Source organism: Gordonia abscondita, from assembly GCF_032711245.1.
In the GTDB taxonomy this organism is placed as follows: domain Bacteria; phylum Actinomycetota; class Actinomycetes; order Mycobacteriales; family Mycobacteriaceae; genus Gordonia.
This window is the reverse complement of sequence record NZ_CP128986.1, coordinates 1823860-1840536: the sequence shown is the minus strand read 5'-3', so window position 1 is coordinate 1840536 and position 16677 is coordinate 1823860. Positions and strand designations below refer to the sequence as shown.

At 66.6% G+C, this 16677-nt stretch carries 15 protein-coding genes and 1 tRNA gene; 10 read left to right on the top strand and 6 right to left on the bottom strand.

Going from position 1 to position 16677, the window contains the following annotated elements; translation table 11 throughout:
- Positions 1-107 precede the first annotated feature (107 nt).
- Both MP11Mi_RS08655 and MP11Mi_RS08650 read left to right on the top strand, forming a co-directional pair.
- Positions 108-3995, top strand: a complete 3888-nt coding sequence (locus tag MP11Mi_RS08655) for a Pls/PosA family non-ribosomal peptide synthetase (RefSeq protein ID WP_420041873.1) — start codon at positions 108-110, stop codon at positions 3993-3995.
- Positions 3996-4130: 135 nt separating this feature from the next.
- A complete protein-coding gene (locus tag MP11Mi_RS08650) occupies positions 4131-5411 on the top strand; it encodes a M1 family metallopeptidase (protein ID WP_420042047.1) in 1281 nt (426 codons plus the stop codon).
- Between the two features lie 60 nt (positions 5412-5471).
- On the opposite strand, the gene MP11Mi_RS08645 is transcribed toward MP11Mi_RS08650, so the two are convergent.
- Both MP11Mi_RS08645 and rfbA read right to left on the bottom strand, forming a co-directional pair.
- A complete protein-coding gene (locus MP11Mi_RS08645) occupies positions 5472-6068 on the bottom strand; it encodes a dTDP-4-dehydrorhamnose 3,5-epimerase family protein (protein ID WP_420041872.1) in 597 nt (198 codons plus the stop codon).
- Complete coding sequence (rfbA, locus tag MP11Mi_RS08640; RefSeq protein ID WP_420041871.1) at positions 6068-6943, bottom strand: glucose-1-phosphate thymidylyltransferase RfbA; 876 nt, start codon at positions 6941-6943, stop codon at positions 6068-6070. The genes MP11Mi_RS08645 and rfbA overlap by 1 nt, the downstream gene beginning before the upstream one ends.
- Before the next feature lie 129 nt (positions 6944-7072).
- Between rfbA and rfbB the strand changes: the two genes are divergently transcribed.
- Positions 7073-8089, top strand: a complete 1017-nt coding sequence (rfbB, locus tag MP11Mi_RS08635; protein WP_420041870.1) for a dTDP-glucose 4,6-dehydratase — start codon at positions 7073-7075, stop codon at positions 8087-8089.
- On the top strand, positions 8089-9114 hold the full coding sequence (galE, locus tag MP11Mi_RS08630) for a UDP-glucose 4-epimerase GalE (RefSeq protein ID WP_420041869.1): 1026 nt from the start codon (positions 8089-8091) through the stop codon (positions 9112-9114). The genes rfbB and galE overlap by 1 nt, the downstream gene beginning before the upstream one ends.
- A 62-nt stretch (positions 9115-9176) precedes the next feature.
- Here the strand turns inward: galE and MP11Mi_RS08625 are convergent, their stop codons facing one another.
- Both MP11Mi_RS08625 and MP11Mi_RS08620 read right to left on the bottom strand, forming a co-directional pair.
- Positions 9177-10442, bottom strand: a complete 1266-nt coding sequence (locus tag MP11Mi_RS08625; protein WP_420041868.1) for an MFS transporter — start codon at positions 10440-10442, stop codon at positions 9177-9179.
- A complete protein-coding gene (locus MP11Mi_RS08620; protein ID WP_420041867.1) occupies positions 10439-11077 on the bottom strand; it encodes a GntR family transcriptional regulator in 639 nt (212 codons plus the stop codon). The genes MP11Mi_RS08625 and MP11Mi_RS08620 overlap by 4 nt, the downstream gene beginning before the upstream one ends.
- Before the next feature lie 286 nt (positions 11078-11363).
- On the opposite strand from MP11Mi_RS08620, the gene MP11Mi_RS08615 reads away from it, so the two are divergent.
- From MP11Mi_RS08615 to MP11Mi_RS08595, 5 genes are all read left to right on the top strand, one after another.
- Positions 11364-12572, top strand: coding sequence for an NAD(P)-dependent malic enzyme (locus MP11Mi_RS08615; protein ID WP_420041866.1), 1209 nt, complete (start codon positions 11364-11366; stop codon positions 12570-12572).
- A gap of 36 nt (positions 12573-12608) precedes the next feature.
- Positions 12609-13469 carry an arylamine N-acetyltransferase family protein gene (locus tag MP11Mi_RS08610; RefSeq protein WP_420041865.1) on the top strand — a complete coding sequence of 287 codons (861 nt, stop codon included), beginning with the start codon at positions 12609-12611 and terminating at the stop codon, positions 13467-13469.
- 63 nt (positions 13470-13532) lie between these two features.
- Positions 13533-13608 (top strand) — tRNA-Thr (locus MP11Mi_RS08605).
- A 183-nt stretch (positions 13609-13791) separates the two neighbouring features.
- On the top strand, positions 13792-15000 hold the full coding sequence (locus tag MP11Mi_RS08600; RefSeq protein ID WP_420712857.1) for a cytochrome P450: 1209 nt from the start codon (positions 13792-13794) through the stop codon (positions 14998-15000).
- Complete coding sequence (locus MP11Mi_RS08595; protein ID WP_420041863.1) at positions 14997-15563, top strand: TetR/AcrR family transcriptional regulator; 567 nt, start codon at positions 14997-14999, stop codon at positions 15561-15563. The genes MP11Mi_RS08600 and MP11Mi_RS08595 overlap by 4 nt, the downstream gene beginning before the upstream one ends.
- Positions 15564-15587: 24 nt before the next feature.
- Here the strand turns inward: MP11Mi_RS08595 and MP11Mi_RS08590 are convergent, their stop codons facing one another.
- Both MP11Mi_RS08590 and crcB read right to left on the bottom strand, forming a co-directional pair.
- On the bottom strand, positions 15588-15944 hold the full coding sequence (locus MP11Mi_RS08590) for a fluoride efflux transporter FluC (RefSeq protein ID WP_420041862.1): 357 nt from the start codon (positions 15942-15944) through the stop codon (positions 15588-15590).
- Positions 15941-16366: a fluoride efflux transporter CrcB gene (gene crcB / locus MP11Mi_RS08585; RefSeq protein WP_420041861.1), complete on the bottom strand. Its 426-nt coding sequence runs from the start codon at positions 16364-16366 to the stop codon at positions 15941-15943. The genes MP11Mi_RS08590 and crcB overlap by 4 nt, the downstream gene beginning before the upstream one ends.
- Positions 16367-16473: 107 nt before the next feature.
- Between crcB and MP11Mi_RS08580 the strand changes: the two genes are divergently transcribed.
- A complete protein-coding gene (locus MP11Mi_RS08580; RefSeq protein WP_420041860.1) occupies positions 16474-16629 on the top strand; it encodes a hypothetical protein in 156 nt (51 codons plus the stop codon).
- Positions 16630-16677: the final 48 nt, after the last annotated feature.

Sequence of the window (16677 nt, the reverse complement as noted above, 5' to 3'; positions counted from 1 at the left end):
CGACTTCGCCGCGCTGCGAGGGAGCCGACGCTGAGGCATCATTAGCCTGTCGTGCCGCGCCCGCGTCCGATACGTAACAGTTCGACCGATCACCGGAGGACTTCCCCGTGCCGATACCCGCGGCCTATCTGCTCGCCGATCGGGCACCCCTGCCTCGCACCCTCTGCGACATCCTCGCAGAGACTGCGAGGACTCATCCGGACGCGCCCGCCATCGACGACTCCGACGCGATCGTGACGTATTCAGAACTGATCGCGCTGATCCGTCGCGTGAGCGGCAGACTGTCCGCGATCGGCGTCGGCCGCGGCCACCGGGTAGGTATCCGCATGCCGTCGGGCAGCCGCGACCTCTACCTCGCGATCCTGGCGACACTCTGGGCGGGCGCCGCATACGTTCCCGTCGACGCGGACGATCCCGACGAGCGCGCCCGCCTGGTGTTCGGGGAAGCCGATGTCGACGCGATCATCGACGCCAACGGAATTCACCCGCAGACGGACCGCGTAGCGACACCGCAGCCCGACGCGCCAGCCATTCCGGTCGGCACCTCACCCGCGACCTCGTCCGACGACGCGTGGATCATCTTCACCTCGGGGTCGACGGGGAAGCCGAAAGGCGTCGCGGTGACCCACCGAAACGCCGCCGCGTTCGTCGACGCCGAAGCCGCCCTGTTCCTCCAGGACGCGCCGCTGGGCCCTGGCGACCGCGTGCTCGCCGGACTGTCGGTCGCGTTCGACGCGTCATGCGAAGAGATGTGGCTGGCGTGGCGCAGCGGAGCCTGCCTCGTGCCCGCACCGCGTGCGCTGGTGCGCTCCGGCATGGATCTGGGTCCGTGGCTGGTGAAACGCGACATCAACGTGGTGTCGACGGTGCCGACGCTCGCGTCGATGTGGCCGGCCGAAGCCCTCGAGATGGTGCGACTCCTGATCTTCGGCGGCGAAGCGTGCCCGCCCGAGCTCGCCGACCGCCTCGCCACCGACGACCGCGAAGTATGGAATACCTACGGCCCGACGGAGGCGACCGTCGTCGCGTGCGCCGCCCCACTCCGCCGCGGGGAGCCCGTCCGGATCGGTCTGCCGTTGATCGGCTGGGATCTGGCGGTCGTCGACCCGAACGGTCAACCCGTCGCAGACGGCGAGTCCGGCGAACTCGTGATCGGCGGCGTCGGCCTGGCTCGCTACCTCGATCCAGCCAAGGACGCCGAGAAGTACGCTCCGGCACCGGCACTCGGTTGGGATCGCGCCTACCGCAGCGGCGACATCGTCACCCTCGACAGCGCCGGACTACTGTTCGTCGGCCGCGCCGACGACCAAGTGAAGATCGGCGGGCGCCGCATCGAGCTCGGCGAAATCGACAACGCCCTGCAGCGGGTCGCCGGCGTCAGCGGCGCGGCAGTCGCCGTCCGCACCACCGAGTCTGGCAACGCGTTTCTGGTCGGCTACCTCGCGTCCACCGACCCCGACTTCGACGTCGCAGAAGCGCGGGCCGCGTTGCGCGCCGAACTGCCCGCAGCCCTCGTTCCGCGACTGGTCCTGATGGACGAGCTACCTACCCGCACCTCCGGGAAAGTGGACCGAGACGCCCTCCCCTGGCCCGTCCCGGGAACCGACTCCAGCGACGAACCGTCCAACCTGTCCGGCACCGAGGGCTGGCTCGCGCAGCAGTGGTCCGCGGTCCTCGGCGTCGACGTATCGAGCTCCACGGCCGACTTCTTCGCCGAGGGCGGCGGGTCGCTATCGGCTGCCCAACTGGTCACCGCATTGCGGAGCCGGTACCCGGAGATCACCGTCGCCGCCCTCTACGACCACCCGCGACTCGGTTCGCTGGCGGAGATGCTCGACGCCCTCGACCCGACGGCAGCCGTCGAACCTCGCGAAGTGAAGCCCGTCCCGTTCTCGACCGGTCTCGCGCAGACCGTCGCATCGGTTCCGCTCGCCACGCTGACCGGCATCCAATGGGTCACCTGGCTCGGGGTGGCGAACAACGTCGCCGACTGGGCGGCCGGCAGGCTCGGCTACGACGCCCCGTGGCTCATCGACGTGAACTGGTGGGCGCTGCTCGTCGCGTTCGGTGTGTTCGTGACACCGCTCGGCCGCATGACGATCGCCGCAGTCGGTGCACGCCTACTCCTGAACGGGGTCACCGCCGGACACTATCCGCGCGGCGGCGGCGTTCACATCCGCCTCTGGATCGCCGAACGTCTGATGGCGGCGAGCGGCGCACACAACCTGTCGGGCGCACCGTGGATGCCAACCCTCGCGCGGGCTCTCGGCGCACGGATCGGCGACGATGTCGACCTGCACTCGCTGCCACCGGTCACCGGCCTGCTGCGGATCGGCGACGGAGCTGCCATCGAGCCCGAAGTCGACCTCGCGGGTTGGTGGCTCGACGGCGACATCCTGATCATCGGCGAGATCACTGTGAAGCCGGGCGCTGTCGTCGGCAGCCGGTCGACGCTATTCCCCGGCGCCGTCGTCGGCCGCGACGCGATCGTCGACCCCGGCTCCGGGGTGACGGGCAAGGTGAAAGCCCGGCAACGCTGGGGAGGTTCCCCCGCGATGAAACTCGGCAAGGCCAAACCGACGTGGCCGTCGGAGCGCCCGAAGACGCGCCGGTGGTGGGTAGCCGTCTACGGGGGCACTGCACTCGCAATCTCGGCAGTCCCGCTGATCTCGCTGGCCGCCGGTCTCGCCGTCGCGGGCAGCTGGGCCGTCTCCGCCGACCGTCTACGCACCGCGACGTGGCGGATGCTCGCGCTCGCACCCGTCGGCGCACTGGCCGCGATGGGTGTGTTCGCGCTGCTCACCCTGATCGGGGTTCGCTTGGCGTCGATCCGGATGACGGCTGGAACGCACCCCGTCCGTTCCCGCATCGGATGGCAGGTGTGGGCGACCGAACGCATGATGGACGCAGCCCGAACGTACCTGTTCCCGCTGTATGCGAGCCTGTTGACGCCATGGTGGTTCCGGGCGTTGGGCGCGTCGATCGGCACAGGAGCCGAGATCTCGACGGCGCTGGTGGTCCCGAAGTTCACGACTGTCGGCGACGACTCTTTCCTCGCCGACGACACGCTCGTCGCGTCGTACGAGTTGGGCGGCGGCTGGATGCGGGTCGGTGAGGCGAAGATCGGCAAACGCGCGTTCCTCGGCAACTCCGGCATGATCGCCCCGGACCGCAAAGTCCCCAAGAACGGACTCGTCGCCGTGCTGTCGGCCGCGCCGTCGAAGGCGAAGAACGGGTCGAGTTGGTTGGGCAGCCCACCCGTCCGGTTGCGGCGCACGGCAGCCGCAACCGATTCCGCGCGCACCTTCGCGCCAACCTTCGGCGTGAAGGTCGCGCGAGCGACCGTCGAGACGCTGCGGCTCACCGCGGTCATGGTGTCGTTCGGTATCGGCGTGTGCGTGCTGTTCGCGATGCAGATCGCCGCCGACAAATGGGGGGTGATCGCGGCGGCGTTCCTAAGTGGCCTGATCCTGTTGGCTGCGGGCGCGGGCGCCGGCGCGGTGGCATGCGTGGCGAAGTGGACGGTCGTCGGACCGATCCGACCATCCGAGCATCCGCTGTGGAGTTCGTTCGTGTGGCGAAACGAACTGTCGGACGCGTTCGTCGAGACAGTGGCCGCACCGTGGTTCGCGAACGCCGCGACCGGCACCCCGGCCCTCACTTTGTGGCTGCGGTCGTTGGGTGCGACGATCGGCAGGGGCGTGTGGTGCGAGTCGTACTGGCTTCCCGAAGCGGACCTAGTCGAACTCGGCGACGGTTCCAACGTGCAGCGCGGCTGCGTGGTCCAGACCCACCTGTTCCATGACCGGGTGATGGCGATCGACCACGTCCGAATCGGTGCGGGCGCGACCCTCGGACCGCACTGCGTCGCGCTCCCGGCGTCGGGTGTCGGCGAGTCGGCGACAATCGGCCCGGCGTCGCTGGTGATGCGCGGCGACGTCGTCCCGGACCACACCGTGTGGCAGGGCAACCCGATCGCGCCGTGGACACCGTGATCACGCGAGTTCCCGCGCCGGCGACGCCGGTAGGGTTGGCTCGTATCGCGAACAACAGACGGAGAGGTAGTGCCGAGTAAACGGAATACGCAGGAACCGACGTTGCCGGGCGGTCATCACGAACTCGACCCGTACATGCCGCACAGCGGCAATCTCGGCTACCGGATCTCGCGATACGCTCTCGAACTCGGCTATCGCGTCGCCAGCAATCGCCTGTCCGGTACGGCGACGATCTCCGCCACCTCGTACCAGGAGTTGACGCGGTTCGCCCTCGACCTCGCGACGTCGATGCGCGTCGACCGGGTGACGGTGAACGGTTCCCGGGCCCGTCACTCGCATCGCGGCGGCAAGCTATCGATCACCCCGGGATCGCCGATCCTGCCCGGCGGAGTCATGTCGATTCTCATCCGCTATGGCGGCACACCCAGGCCGGTCCGCGGACCGTTCGGCGACGTCGGTTGGGAGGAACTCGACAATGGAGCGCTGTGCGCGAACCAGCCGGACGGCGCCCCGTCGTGGTTCCCGTGCGACGACCATCCCGAGGCGAAGGCGTCCTTCCACATCGAGGTCACCACCGACAGCCCGTACTACGTGCTCGCGAACGGGCGGCTCGCGTCCAAGCAGCGGCGCGCCGCGCAGACGACGTGGACGTACGACCAGGTGGAGCCGATGTCGACGTATCTGGCGTCCATTCAGATCGGCCAGTACGAGCATCGAACCCTGGCGACGTCGCCGGTACCGGTGCACGCTCTGGTCCCGCCGTCGCTGTCGAAACGCTTCGACGTGAGCTTCGCGCACCAGGTGCAGATGGTCGGCGCGTTCACCGAGATGTTCGGCCCCTACCCGTTCCCGCAGTACACGGCCGTGGTCACCGAAGACGAGTTGGACATCCCGTTGGAAGCGCAGAGTTTCTCGACCTTCGGAGCCAATCACTGCGACGGTTCCCTCGACCATGAGCGGCTCGTCGCCCACGAACTGGCTCATCAGTGGTTCGGGAATTCGGTGACCGGCGCCCGATGGCGCGACATCTGGCTGCACGAGGGTTTCGCCTGCTACGCCGAATGGCTGTGGAGTCAGCACAGCGGTGGCCGGTCGGCCGACGAGTGGGGACGCCACTACTACGAGAAACTGCAGCAGACGAGGTTCACCACACCGCTCGCCGATCCCGGCCCCCGCGCCATGTTCGACGACTGGGTCTACAAACGCGGAGCTCTCACGCTGCACGCTCTGCGTCTCCGGCTGGGCGACGGCGAGTTCTTCGCACTGCTGCGACGGTGGACCGACAAGTACCGGTACCAGTGCGCGACCACCGAAGACTTCATCGCGCTAGCGTCGACATTCACGTCGGAGTCGCTGAAAGATCTCTGGCGGGACTGGCTGTTCACACCGGACCTGCCGCGTTATCCGACGCTGTAGACGCACGCGCGAGAATTACTAACACGTAATCGACGAGAATCAGCCATTCGCGCCGAGTAGCTACCGTATGCGTGCTGGAAATGCCGGCAGCAGCCCGTCCGCCCGCCCCTGCGCCAACGACGGTGCGGCGGTGTCCTTCCCGGACAGTTCGTAGTGCAGCGGCGCACCGTCCCGGCCGACGGTCGGCCAGTCGATGCCCAACTCATCGTCGAGCGGGTTCACCCCGTGTTCGGCCGTCGGGTTGTATCCGGTGGAGCACAGGTAGGTGACGGTCGAGCCGTCCTGCAGGGAGCAGAATCCGTGCCCGAGCCCTTCGGCGAGGTAGACGGCCCTGCGGTCGACATCATCGAGGAGCACTGCGTCCCACGTCCCGAAGGTCGGCGATCCGACACGGATGTCGACGATGACGTCGACGATCGCGCCGACCGTGCACGTCACGTATTTGGCCTGACCGGGCGGGACATCGGCGAAATGGATACCGCGCAGGGCACCGGCCGCCGACACTGACGTGTTCACCTGCGCGAGGTCGAATCGGTGGCCGATAGTCTCGGCGAGCACATCGGCCTTGAACGCTTCGAGGAAGACACCGCGGTCGTCGCCGTGCTGGACGGGGGTGAACTCCCACGCGCCGTCGATGCTCAGCGGTCGAACCCGCATCACAGCTCCCGTCCGCGGTCGAGCAAGTCAAAGAGGTAGGCGCCATAACCGGATTTGAGGAGCGGTTGGGCGAGATCGCGCAGCTGCGCGTCGTCGATATAGCCGAGCCGCCACGCGATCTCCTCGGGCACCGCGATCTTGAGCCCCTGCCGCTGCTCGACGGTACGGACGAAATTGCTCGCATCGAGGAGCGAATCGAAGGTGCCGGTGTCCAGCCAGGCCGTGCCTCGCTGCAACACAGTGACATGCAGCTTGTCGCGTCGCAGGTACTCGGCGTTGACGTCGGTGATCTCGTATTCGCCCCGCGCCGACGGGCGCAGGCGCGACGCGATCTCAACGACATCGTTGTCGTAGAAGTAGAGGCCGGGTACCGCGTACCGCGATGTCGGCCGGGCAGGCTTCTCCTCCAGCGCGATCGCTCGGCCGGCGTCGTCGAACTCGACGACGCCGTACGCCGTCGGGTCGGCGACACGGTAGGCGAAGATCGCGCCGCCGTCGACGTCTCCGTAACCGCGCAGCTGGTTGCCGAGGCCGGGTCCGTAGAAGATGTTGTCACCCAGGACGAGCGCCGCCGTATCGTCACCAATGTGGTCGGCGCCCAGCACGAACGCCTGCGCCAGCCCTTCCGGTTCGGGTTGGACTGCGTACGTGATGTGGACGCCGAACTGCGCGCCGTCGCCGAGCAGATACTCGAACGATGCGCGATCATGCGGAGCGGTCACCACCAGCACCTCGCGGACACCCGCGAGCATCAACGTCGACAGCGGATAGTAGATCATCGGCTTGTCGTACACCGGGACCAGCTGTTTGCTCACGCCCTGTGTAATCGGGTGCAGTCGCGAGCCGGTGCCGCCCGCGAGGATGATTCCGCGCATGAGGCAACCCTATCGGTAGAGTCGTTCGAGGTCCCCCGACATCGAACGAGACCCTGCTGGTCGAGCCGTCCGGCTGTCGAACCCTCTGTCCATCGAACCCAGTCGAGGCCCACACGACTAAGGAGTGTCATGCGAGTCCTGGTGACGGGCGGCGCCGGTTTCATCGGCGCGAACTTCGTGCTGCGCACCCTCGACACCCGACCGGAGACGTCGATCACGGTGCTCGACAAGTTCACGTATGCGGCCAACCCGTCGACGTTGGCGCCGGTCGCAGATCGAGTCGATGTTGTGCGCGGCGATATCGCCGACACTGGTGTCGTCGACCGGCTGGTGGCCGCGGCGGATGTAGTGGTGAACTTCGCGGCAGAGTCGCACAACGACAAATCGCTTGCCGACCCGTCGTCGTTCGTGCAGACCAACTTGGTCGGCACGTACACACTGCTCGAGTCGGTTCGCCGCCACGGCGTCCGATTCCATCATGTGAGTACCGACGAGGTGTACGGCGATCTCGACCTCGACGATCCCGCGCGGTTCACCGAGGAGACCGCGTACAACCCGTCAAGTCCGTACAGCTCGACGAAGGCTGGCAGCGATCTGCTGGTCCGGGCGTGGGTCCGCTCATTCGGGATCGCCGCGACGATCTCGAACTGCAGCAACAACTACGGGCCGTACCAGCACGTCGAGAAGTTCATTCCCCGGCAGATCACCAATGTGCTGACGGGTATCCGGCCGAAGCTGTACGGCGACGGCCGCAACGTCCGCGACTGGATCCACGTCGACGACCACAACGACGCGGTGTGGACGATCATCGAACGGGGACGACCAGGTGAGACGTATCTGATCGGCGCCGACGGCGAGGTCGACAACCGGACCGTCGTCGAATCGATTCTGGAAGCCTTGGGCCATCCGCGCGACGCCTTCGACTTCGTGACCGACCGGGCAGGTCACGACCGTCGGTACGCCATCGATTCGACGCGGCTGCGCACCGAACTCGGATGGTCTCCCAGGTACACCGATTTCACATCCGGACTGGCCGCCACGGTCGACTGGTACCGGAATCACAGCGGCTGGTGGACACCCGTCAAGGACGGTGTGGAAGCGTCGTATGCACTGACCCAGACCATCCTCGACCCAGAAGGATCCTGATGCGCGTTCTCGTCACCGGCGGCGCCGGCTACATCGGCTCGCACACCGTCCTGGCACTCCAGGCCGCCGGGCACGACGTCGTGATCGCCGACGACTTCAGCAACGCCAAGCCGAGCATCGTCAAACGGCTTGTCGCCCTGTCGGGTTCACCGGTGACCGTGTACACGATCGACCTGACCGACGAGGTCGCGACCGAGCGGGTGTTCGCCGAGGAGCAGGTTGACGCCGTGATCCACTTCGCCGGTTTCAAAGCGGTCGGCGAGTCGGTCGCGAAACCTCTTTCGTACTACCGCAACAACCTCGACACCACGTTCTCAGTCCTCGCAGCGATGGAGAAGCACGGTGTGCGCACGTTCGTGTTCTCGTCGTCGGCCACCGTGTACGGCGAGAACCCGGTCCGAGAACGCACCGAGGACATGCCGACGTCGGCGACCAACCCGTACGGGTGGACCAAGGTGATGATCGAGCAGGTACTGCGCGACCTGGCGGTCGCCGACGACGCGTGGCGCATCGCGCTACTACGCTATTTCAACCCGGTCGGCGCGCATGCGAGCGGTGAGATCGGCGAAGACCCCAACGGGCTGCCCAACAATCTGATGCCGTTCGTCTCGCAGGTGGCGGTGGGACGTCGCGACAAGCTGTCCGTGTTCGGGGACGACTACGACACCCCCGACGGCACGGGTGTCCGCGACTACATCCACGTCGAAGACCTCGCGTCCGGGCATCTCGCCGCGCTCGAGAAGATTACGGTCGGCGACGAGCCGCTGTCGGTGTGGAATCTCGGGAGTGGCCAGGCGGTGTCCGTGCTCGAGGTGATCGCCGCGTTCGGGCGTGCCAGCGGCCGCGACGTGCCGTACGAGGTCGTGCCGCGTCGCCCCGGCGATTTGCCCGCCTACTGGGCCGATCCGGCGAAGGCCAACGCCGAACTCGGGTGGACGGCGACCCGCACGATCGACGATATGTGCGCGGACACGTGGCGCTGGCAGTCGAAGAACCCGAACGGTTTCCCCGACGACGACGAGTAGGCCGGTATCGATCCTGGTCCGCAAAGGACCGGAAGCCGGTCACCGCTGGTCTTTCCTGGTCGTCAGTGGCTCGACGCCGACTCTTCGTTCGTCAAGTCGACGTCGGTGACGTTACTTCTCATGGTGTGCGGTCCCGCGATCCTCGTGCGGTTGCCGATCACCATCACGACTGCCGCGAGCAGTGCCATCGCGATGCCGAATCCGAAGGCCTCACCGTAGCCGACGGAATCGAAGCGTTCCATGACGGCGGCGATGATCGCCGGTGAAGCGAAGCCCAGATAGGTGAGTCCGTAGAAGACGGCGGTCAGCCCGGCGAGTTCGTCCGGGCGGGCGATCCGCTGCACTTCGAGCAGGCCCGAGATCAGCGCCATGCCGTAACCGCAACCGAGGATGGCGGCCGCGATCAATGCCATCGCGACAATATGGTTCGACGCGGCCACGATTGCCGATGCGAGACCGACAGCGACGAAGAGCAGCGCGATGACGCCGGTCCGCGGAGATCCGGGCTTATCGAGTCGCTTACCCAACGTCTGGATCAGGAAGCCCGCCGCCAGGCCGACGACGCAGCACAGTCCGGCGAACGCGATCGCCCAGTCCGACGTCTCCTCCGTCATGAAAGCGGGGACCACCGCGTAGGCGACGGCGCACGCGCCGAACACCCAGGGCGCGACCGGCGCGACGAGCAACCAGAACCGGGGGTGCCGCGCCGACCGGATACGCAGGTCCTGCCCGAGGCTGCGAGCCGTCTCGCGCGGTGCATGCGACTCCGGTGCCCGCAGCAGCGCTGCGAACGCGATTCCGGACAACGCGATGTTGATCAGGTACGAGAGCTGTCCCGGCCAGGGCGCCCACTGGGCGAGGATCGCCGCAACTCCCGCACCGACACCGAATCCGGCCGTCAGGCTCAACGCGGCACGGCGCGCCCCCGCCGTCACGCTCGCGCCGTCGGCATCCGACAGTTCCTTGATCCAGCTTCCGCCGACGGCCATCGCCAACCCCAACGCGATACCGCTGGCGACGCGTCCGATCACGAGCAGTGGCACCGAGTCCGATCCGGCGGCGAGCAGTGCTGAACCTACCGCCGCGATGATCGGCGAGGGCAGCATCAGCGGACGGCGACCGTACCGATCCGACAGCGGTCCGCCGATCAGCAGCGCCGGGACGATACCAAGGACGTATGTGAACAGCAGCACGTCGACGACGACCGGCGCGATGTCCGTCGTCGTGCGATACATGACGAGCAGCGGCGTGAACTCGTTACCGCCCCAAGCCGCCGCGAACACGGCGAGGCAGACCGCGGGCCAACCGGTGTTTCGCAGGGTGGTCATCGAATTCCTCCTTCGACGTCGTGAACTCCGGCGAGGTGGGTCGCCAGCAGTTCGGCGAATCCGTCTGCGTCTCCGTCGGCGATCGCTGCCGCGAGTGCGCGGTGGTCATGGTGGATGCGGTCGACGACCGCACCGCCGAGTTGTAGTCGTGCCGCGGTCATTCGTCGCTGTCGCTCACCGAGGGACCTGTAGAAGCCGCCGAGCAGCGCGTTGCCGTCGGCGGCGACGATCAATTGGTGAAACTGTGCGTCGAGTCTGGCGAACTCGGCCGCGTCGGATGGGTCGACCTGTTGATGCGCACGACGGTTCTCGTCGAGTCGCTCGGCGAGTGCAGCGAGCGTCGACGGGATCGCGACCACTGACCGCACGGCATGCGATTCGACGAGTATGCGCGCCTCCAGGACCTCGCGCGCCTCCTGGTCGCCGACGGGGACTACGAGTGCGCCGCGCTTGGGGTATAGCCGCATCCAGCCTTCCGCGGCCAGTCGGAGGAACGCTTCACGGACTGGCGTGCGGCTCACCTCGCAACGTTGGGCGATTTCGCCCTCACTGATGAGTTCGCCACCGGGAAGCTCGCAGGTGAGGATGAGTTCTTTCACGTCTGCGTACACCCGGTCCGCAGCTGAATACGTCATAGACACAAGATGGATACTACGGCAGTGTGGTGCGTTCACCGAACCGTCGACCGGGCACCCACTCGACCGCAGCGCCGCAGGCGGTGGCAGAATCGGGCTATTCCGGAGCTGGACGCGACCCGTCCATCCATTTTGCCGTGACCCGCGACATGAGTACTCACCAGTAGAATGTCAGGTCACTCACAAACGGTGGTTCATCTCACACCATCAGTCGTTCACGAAATACTCTGAACGCACATTTTCGTGTCCCAGTACGTCCGGTGATGCCGGAGATCGAGGAGCAAGTGTGACCAGTCCAGCGAACGAAAGCGCGACGAGCCGGCCTAGCCTCGCGGACTCGCCCATCACGAACGAGGAGATCTTCCTCGCGCACGAGGGCGGCAAGCTGTCGGTGGAGCTCCGATCGCCGATCGACTCGCAGCGCGACCTCTCGATCGCGTACACGCCGGGCGTCGCGCAGGTGTCGCGGGCGATCGCCGCCGACCGCGACCTCGTCGACAAGTACACGTGGACCGATCGCCTAGTCGCCGTCGTCTCGGACGGCACTGCGGTCCTCGGCCTCGGTGACATCGGACCGCGCGCGTCGTTGCCGGTGATGGAGGGCAAGTCGGCACTGTTCCGCACGTTCGCGGGACTCAACTCGATTCCGATCGTGCTCGACACGACCGACCCCGACGAGATCGTCGAGACGCTGATCCGGCTGCGCCCCAGCTTCGGCGCGGTGAATCTCGAAGACATTTCGGCTCCCCGGTGTTTCGAGATCGAGCGGCGCGTCGTCGAAGCTCTCGACTGCCCGGTGATGCACGACGACCAGCACGGCACCGCGATCGTCGTGCTCGCCGCACTGAAAGGCGCGTTGACTCACCTCGGAAAGGATATCGGCGACCTCAAGGTCGTGATCTCCGGCGCGGGCGCTGCCGGTGTCGCGTGCGCGAAGATCCTGCAGGCAGCAGGCGTCCCTGACATCGTGATCCTCGACTCGAAGGGGATCATCGGCGGCCACCGAGACGACCTCAACGAGTTCAAAACAGAGTTGGCGTCGTGGTCGAATCCCCGTGAGCTGTCTGGCGGCCCGGCAGAAGCACTCGTCGACGCGGACATGTTCCTCGGCGTTTCGGCCGGCACGGTCGCGGAAGAGGCGATCGCCTCGATGAACGACGGCGCGATCGTCTTCGCGTTGTCGAACCCGGACCCGGAGATTCATCCGGACGTCGCAGCGAAGTACGCGTCGATCGTGGCGACCGGCCGCAGCGACTTCCCGAATCAGATCAACAACGTCCTCGCCTTCCCCGGCGTCTTCGCCGGCGCGCTCGACGCCGATTCCCGTCGCATTACCGAGGGGATGAAGCTCGCTGCCGCGGAAGCGATCTTCGGTGTCGTCGGCGACGATCTCGCCGCCGACCACATCGTTCCGAGCCCGCTGGATCCGCGGGTGGCGCCCGCCGTCGCGAAAGCCGTCGCCGACGCCGCCCGACTCGAGGGCGTCACCAAATAAGTCGATCCCGCTGAAGTACACGTCCACAATGGTCGTATGACTTTGTGGCACGGAGACGATCTGAACCTGTCCGCGTATCTCTCACGGGTCGGGTTCGGTGGCGATCCGACGCCGAACCTCGACACGCTCGTCGCTCTGCATCGCGGGCAGACGACGTCGATCCCGTTCGAAAATCTCGAGACCATGTTGGGCCGGGACGTTCCGCTGGACCTGGGGTCGTTGCAGCACAAACTGGTCGATTCGGCGCGGGGCGGCTACTGCTTCGAGCACGCCACGCTGTTCGCGGCGGTCTTGGAGAGGATCGGATTCCAGTTCACGGCGCTGAGCGGCCGCGTCACTCTCGGCGGCGATCCATCGTCTCGTCCGCCGACACATGCGTTGATCGTCGTCGAGATCGATGAGCACCGGTACCTCTGCGACGTCGGGTTCGGGCGCGGGCCGCTCGAACCGATCGAGTTCCGTGACGGCGTCGAGGTCGATCAGGACGGCTGGCGCCTGCGCCTGACCACCGAGCCGGTCGGTGACCTCTTCGACACCGACCGTTGGATCCTCTGGCATGTCGGCGAGGACGGCTGGGTCGACCGCCACACGTTCACGTTGAATCCACAGTTTCCGATCGACTATCGGGTCGGCAGCCATTTCGTGTCGACGTCACCGCGTTCGCCGTTCACCACGCGGCCGTTCATCCAACGGTTCGCCGCCGACGTGCATTTCACGCTCGACGACGCCACCCTGACGGCGGTGACACCTGACGGTGCGCAGACTGTGCGTGAGGTGGGCGTTGACGACCTCTCGACGGTCCTGCGGGACGTGTTCGGCGTCGCACTGACGACCTCCGACGCCGCCGCTCTCGTAGCGTCGGAGACGCTGCGCCGACAGCAGGAGCCGCCGCACTGACCCCCGTTTTGCCCCCAGCAGCGTTGAGTCGGTAACATTGTCCGGGCTGCCGCGAGGCAGTACGCCGCCTTAGCTCAGTCGGTAGAGCGATTCACTCGTAATGAATAGGTCAGGAGTTCGATTCTCCTAGGCGGCTCCACAAGAATGCAGGCCAGAGACTCCCTCTGGCCTGCATTCTTCGTTTCCGGCGCGGCGCCGTCCCACATCGCCTCTAACCCTCTAGCTGGTGTCCCGTGATGACACCAACTAGAGAGTTAGGAGGAGTTTGGTTGACACTTTTATACTTTTGTCTCACTATTGCGACATGAATACTAATGCGTCAATGGACTTCACACTGCGATCGGGACCCACGTGGCGGGACCCGTTCACGATGTACGCGGCGCTTCGGCGCGACGACCCCGCCCATCACGTGGTCCCGGCCACCGCTCCGTCCGACGATTACTGGGTGTTGACGCGCCACGCCGACGTCACCGCGGCCGCCAAGGACTGGGAGACGTTCTCGTCTGCGCAGGGTCTCACCGTCACCTATGGCGAATTAGCGACGATCGGCCTCGCCGACAATCCGCCGATGGTGATGCAGGATCCGCCCGCGCACACCGAGTTCCGCAGACTCGTCTCGCGCGGATTCACTCCGCGCCAGGTGGCGACACTCGAACCTTTGGTGCGCGAGTTCGCCGTCGAGCGCATCGAGGCGCTCCGGTCACGAGGCGGCGGCGACATCGCAGCCGATCTGTTCAAACCGTTGCCGAGCATGGTGGTCGCGCACTATCTCGGCGTCCCGGAAGCCGACCGTCTCCGATTCGACTCCTGGACCGAAGCGATCGTCGGCGCCAACCCCGGAGGCGACCTCGCCGCCGCCATGAGCACGGCCGCGGACGCGGTGCTCGAACTCACCGGCTACTTCGCCGAACTCATCGAACTCCGTCGCGCCGAACCCGGCGACGACACCGTGTCGCACCTCGTCGCCGCCGGAATCGCCGACGATCCGCAAGCCGACCCTGCGGGCCTCCTGTCGATCCTGGCGTTCGCCTTCACCATGGTCGCGGGCGGAAACGATACGACGACCGGCATGCTCGGCGGATCATCGGCACTGCTGACCACCAACCGCGATCAACGGTCCGTCCTACTCGACGAGCCGGACGCCCTACCCGACGCGATCGACGAACTGCTGCGCCTCACCTCCCCGGTGCAAGGACTCGCCCGCACCACGACACGCGACGTCGAACTGCACGGCGCCACCATTCCGGCCGGGCGAAAAGTCCTGCTCTGCTATGGATCGGCCAATCGAGATGAGCAGACATACGGTCCCGACGCCGAGCGTCTGGACGTACGACGGAAGCCCCGCAACATTCTCGCTTTCAGTCACGGCATGCACCACTGCCTCGGTGCGGCGGCCGCGCGCATGCAGGCCCGCGTCACACTCGAAGAACTGCTAGCTCGCTGCCCGGACTTCGAGGTGGACGTCGACCGTATCGAATGGGCCGACGGCAACTATGTACGCAGGCCGACGTCGGTACCGTTTACTCCATGACCAGTCACCCAGACCGCAGCGGTTGGGCTCAGGGCGTGCGACGGTCCGCGGCGAGAGACCGGATCCTCGCGATCGCGGGCGACGTCTTCGCGCAGCACGGAGCGGACGCTTCGATGTCCGAGATCGCGACGGCCGTCGGCTGTTCCCGAGCCACCCTGTACCGGCATTTCGACAGCCGCACCGCATTACAACTGGCGTACGTGGAGCAGGTCGCCGTCACCATCGGAGCGGCCGTCGCGAACCGGACCGCGCACCTGACGGCCCCCGACGACCGACTCACCGAGGCAATCCTGTTCGCGCTGACCGAAGTCCGTGCCGACCCAGCACTGTCGGCGTGGTTCTCTCCCGCCGGCGCAGGTCTGGCAAGCGAACTCGCGCTGTCGTCGTCCGCGATCGAGACATTGGCTAACCGGTTCGTCGGCGACCACGGCCCGGCGGGCGTCGCCGCGGCCCGGTGGATCGTCCGGGTCATCGTCTCCCTGCTCGTCGTACCCGCAGGCCCGAATGAACGCGACACCATCGAACAGTTCGTGACGCCGGCGGTCCTCGCATCGTTCGCGTGAGTCCCGATCGCACCGAGGAGGCGATCACACAGACCAGACGAGAGCCAGACCTATCGCGCACGCCCCGACCGAACCGACCAAAGTGAGCATCGCGTACAGCAGACCGCGGCGCCCGCCCGTCCGGACCGTGTCGAGCACCGAAGTCGAGAACGTGGTGTATCCGCCGCAGAACCCAGTGCCGACCACTGCAGACCAATCCGGCGACGCACCGTGGAACATCACTGCCCCAGCCACCACACCGATGATCAACGACCCGGTCACGTTGATCGCGAGCACCGGGCCCGGAAACGCGCCAGGCCACCGCTGTCGGGACGCATCGTCGACGACGAACCGCAGCACCGACCCAAGCGCGCCAGCGACGATGACCAGCGCGGGGATCACCCGGCACCGCCCGGCAAACGCACGACCCGACGCGCGGCGCGCACCCCTACCCACGCGGCGACGACGCCGGCGCACACACTGACCAGCGCGTACACGATCGCGAGCATTACGTGCCCACCCTTGCCGAGCAGGCTCAACTCCAGCGCGAACGCGCTGTACGTGGTGAACGCACCACAAAATCCGGTGCCGACCGCGAGCCTGAACCTTCGTCGAGCTCCGTCGTCCGGGCCGAGTCGGACCAACACCTCCAGTAAGACGCCGAGCACGAACGCGCCGACGATATTGACCACGAACGTACCGACCGGCCACTGCCCGTCGCGCGCAGGCCACGCCTCCTCCGCCAGCCACCGTAACGCTGTACCTGCGGCGCCGCCGACGAATACGAGTGCGAGGTCGGATCCGCGTGACGCTCCTTCGGTCACCGTGAGAACTCCTCGCGTCTCGAATTCGGGTGAGGCTTCACCAGCTTAGGCTCCGTCGCACCCATACAATCGGTGAGACCAGTCCGCCCCGCACCTAGGAGCCCGCCATGTCCGAGTTCATCGACAAGATCAAACATAAGGCTGAAGAGGTCGCAGCGGTGATCGACAACGAGCTCACCGTCCTCGAAGGCGCGGGCGGCGACGACGTGTTCGCCGAGCACGAAGGTGAGGACGTCGCACACCCAGAGTCCGACGACGCCTGACTCCCGGCTGGCCCCGTCGAGCGGGCAGCCACTTCTGGTGGAACCATG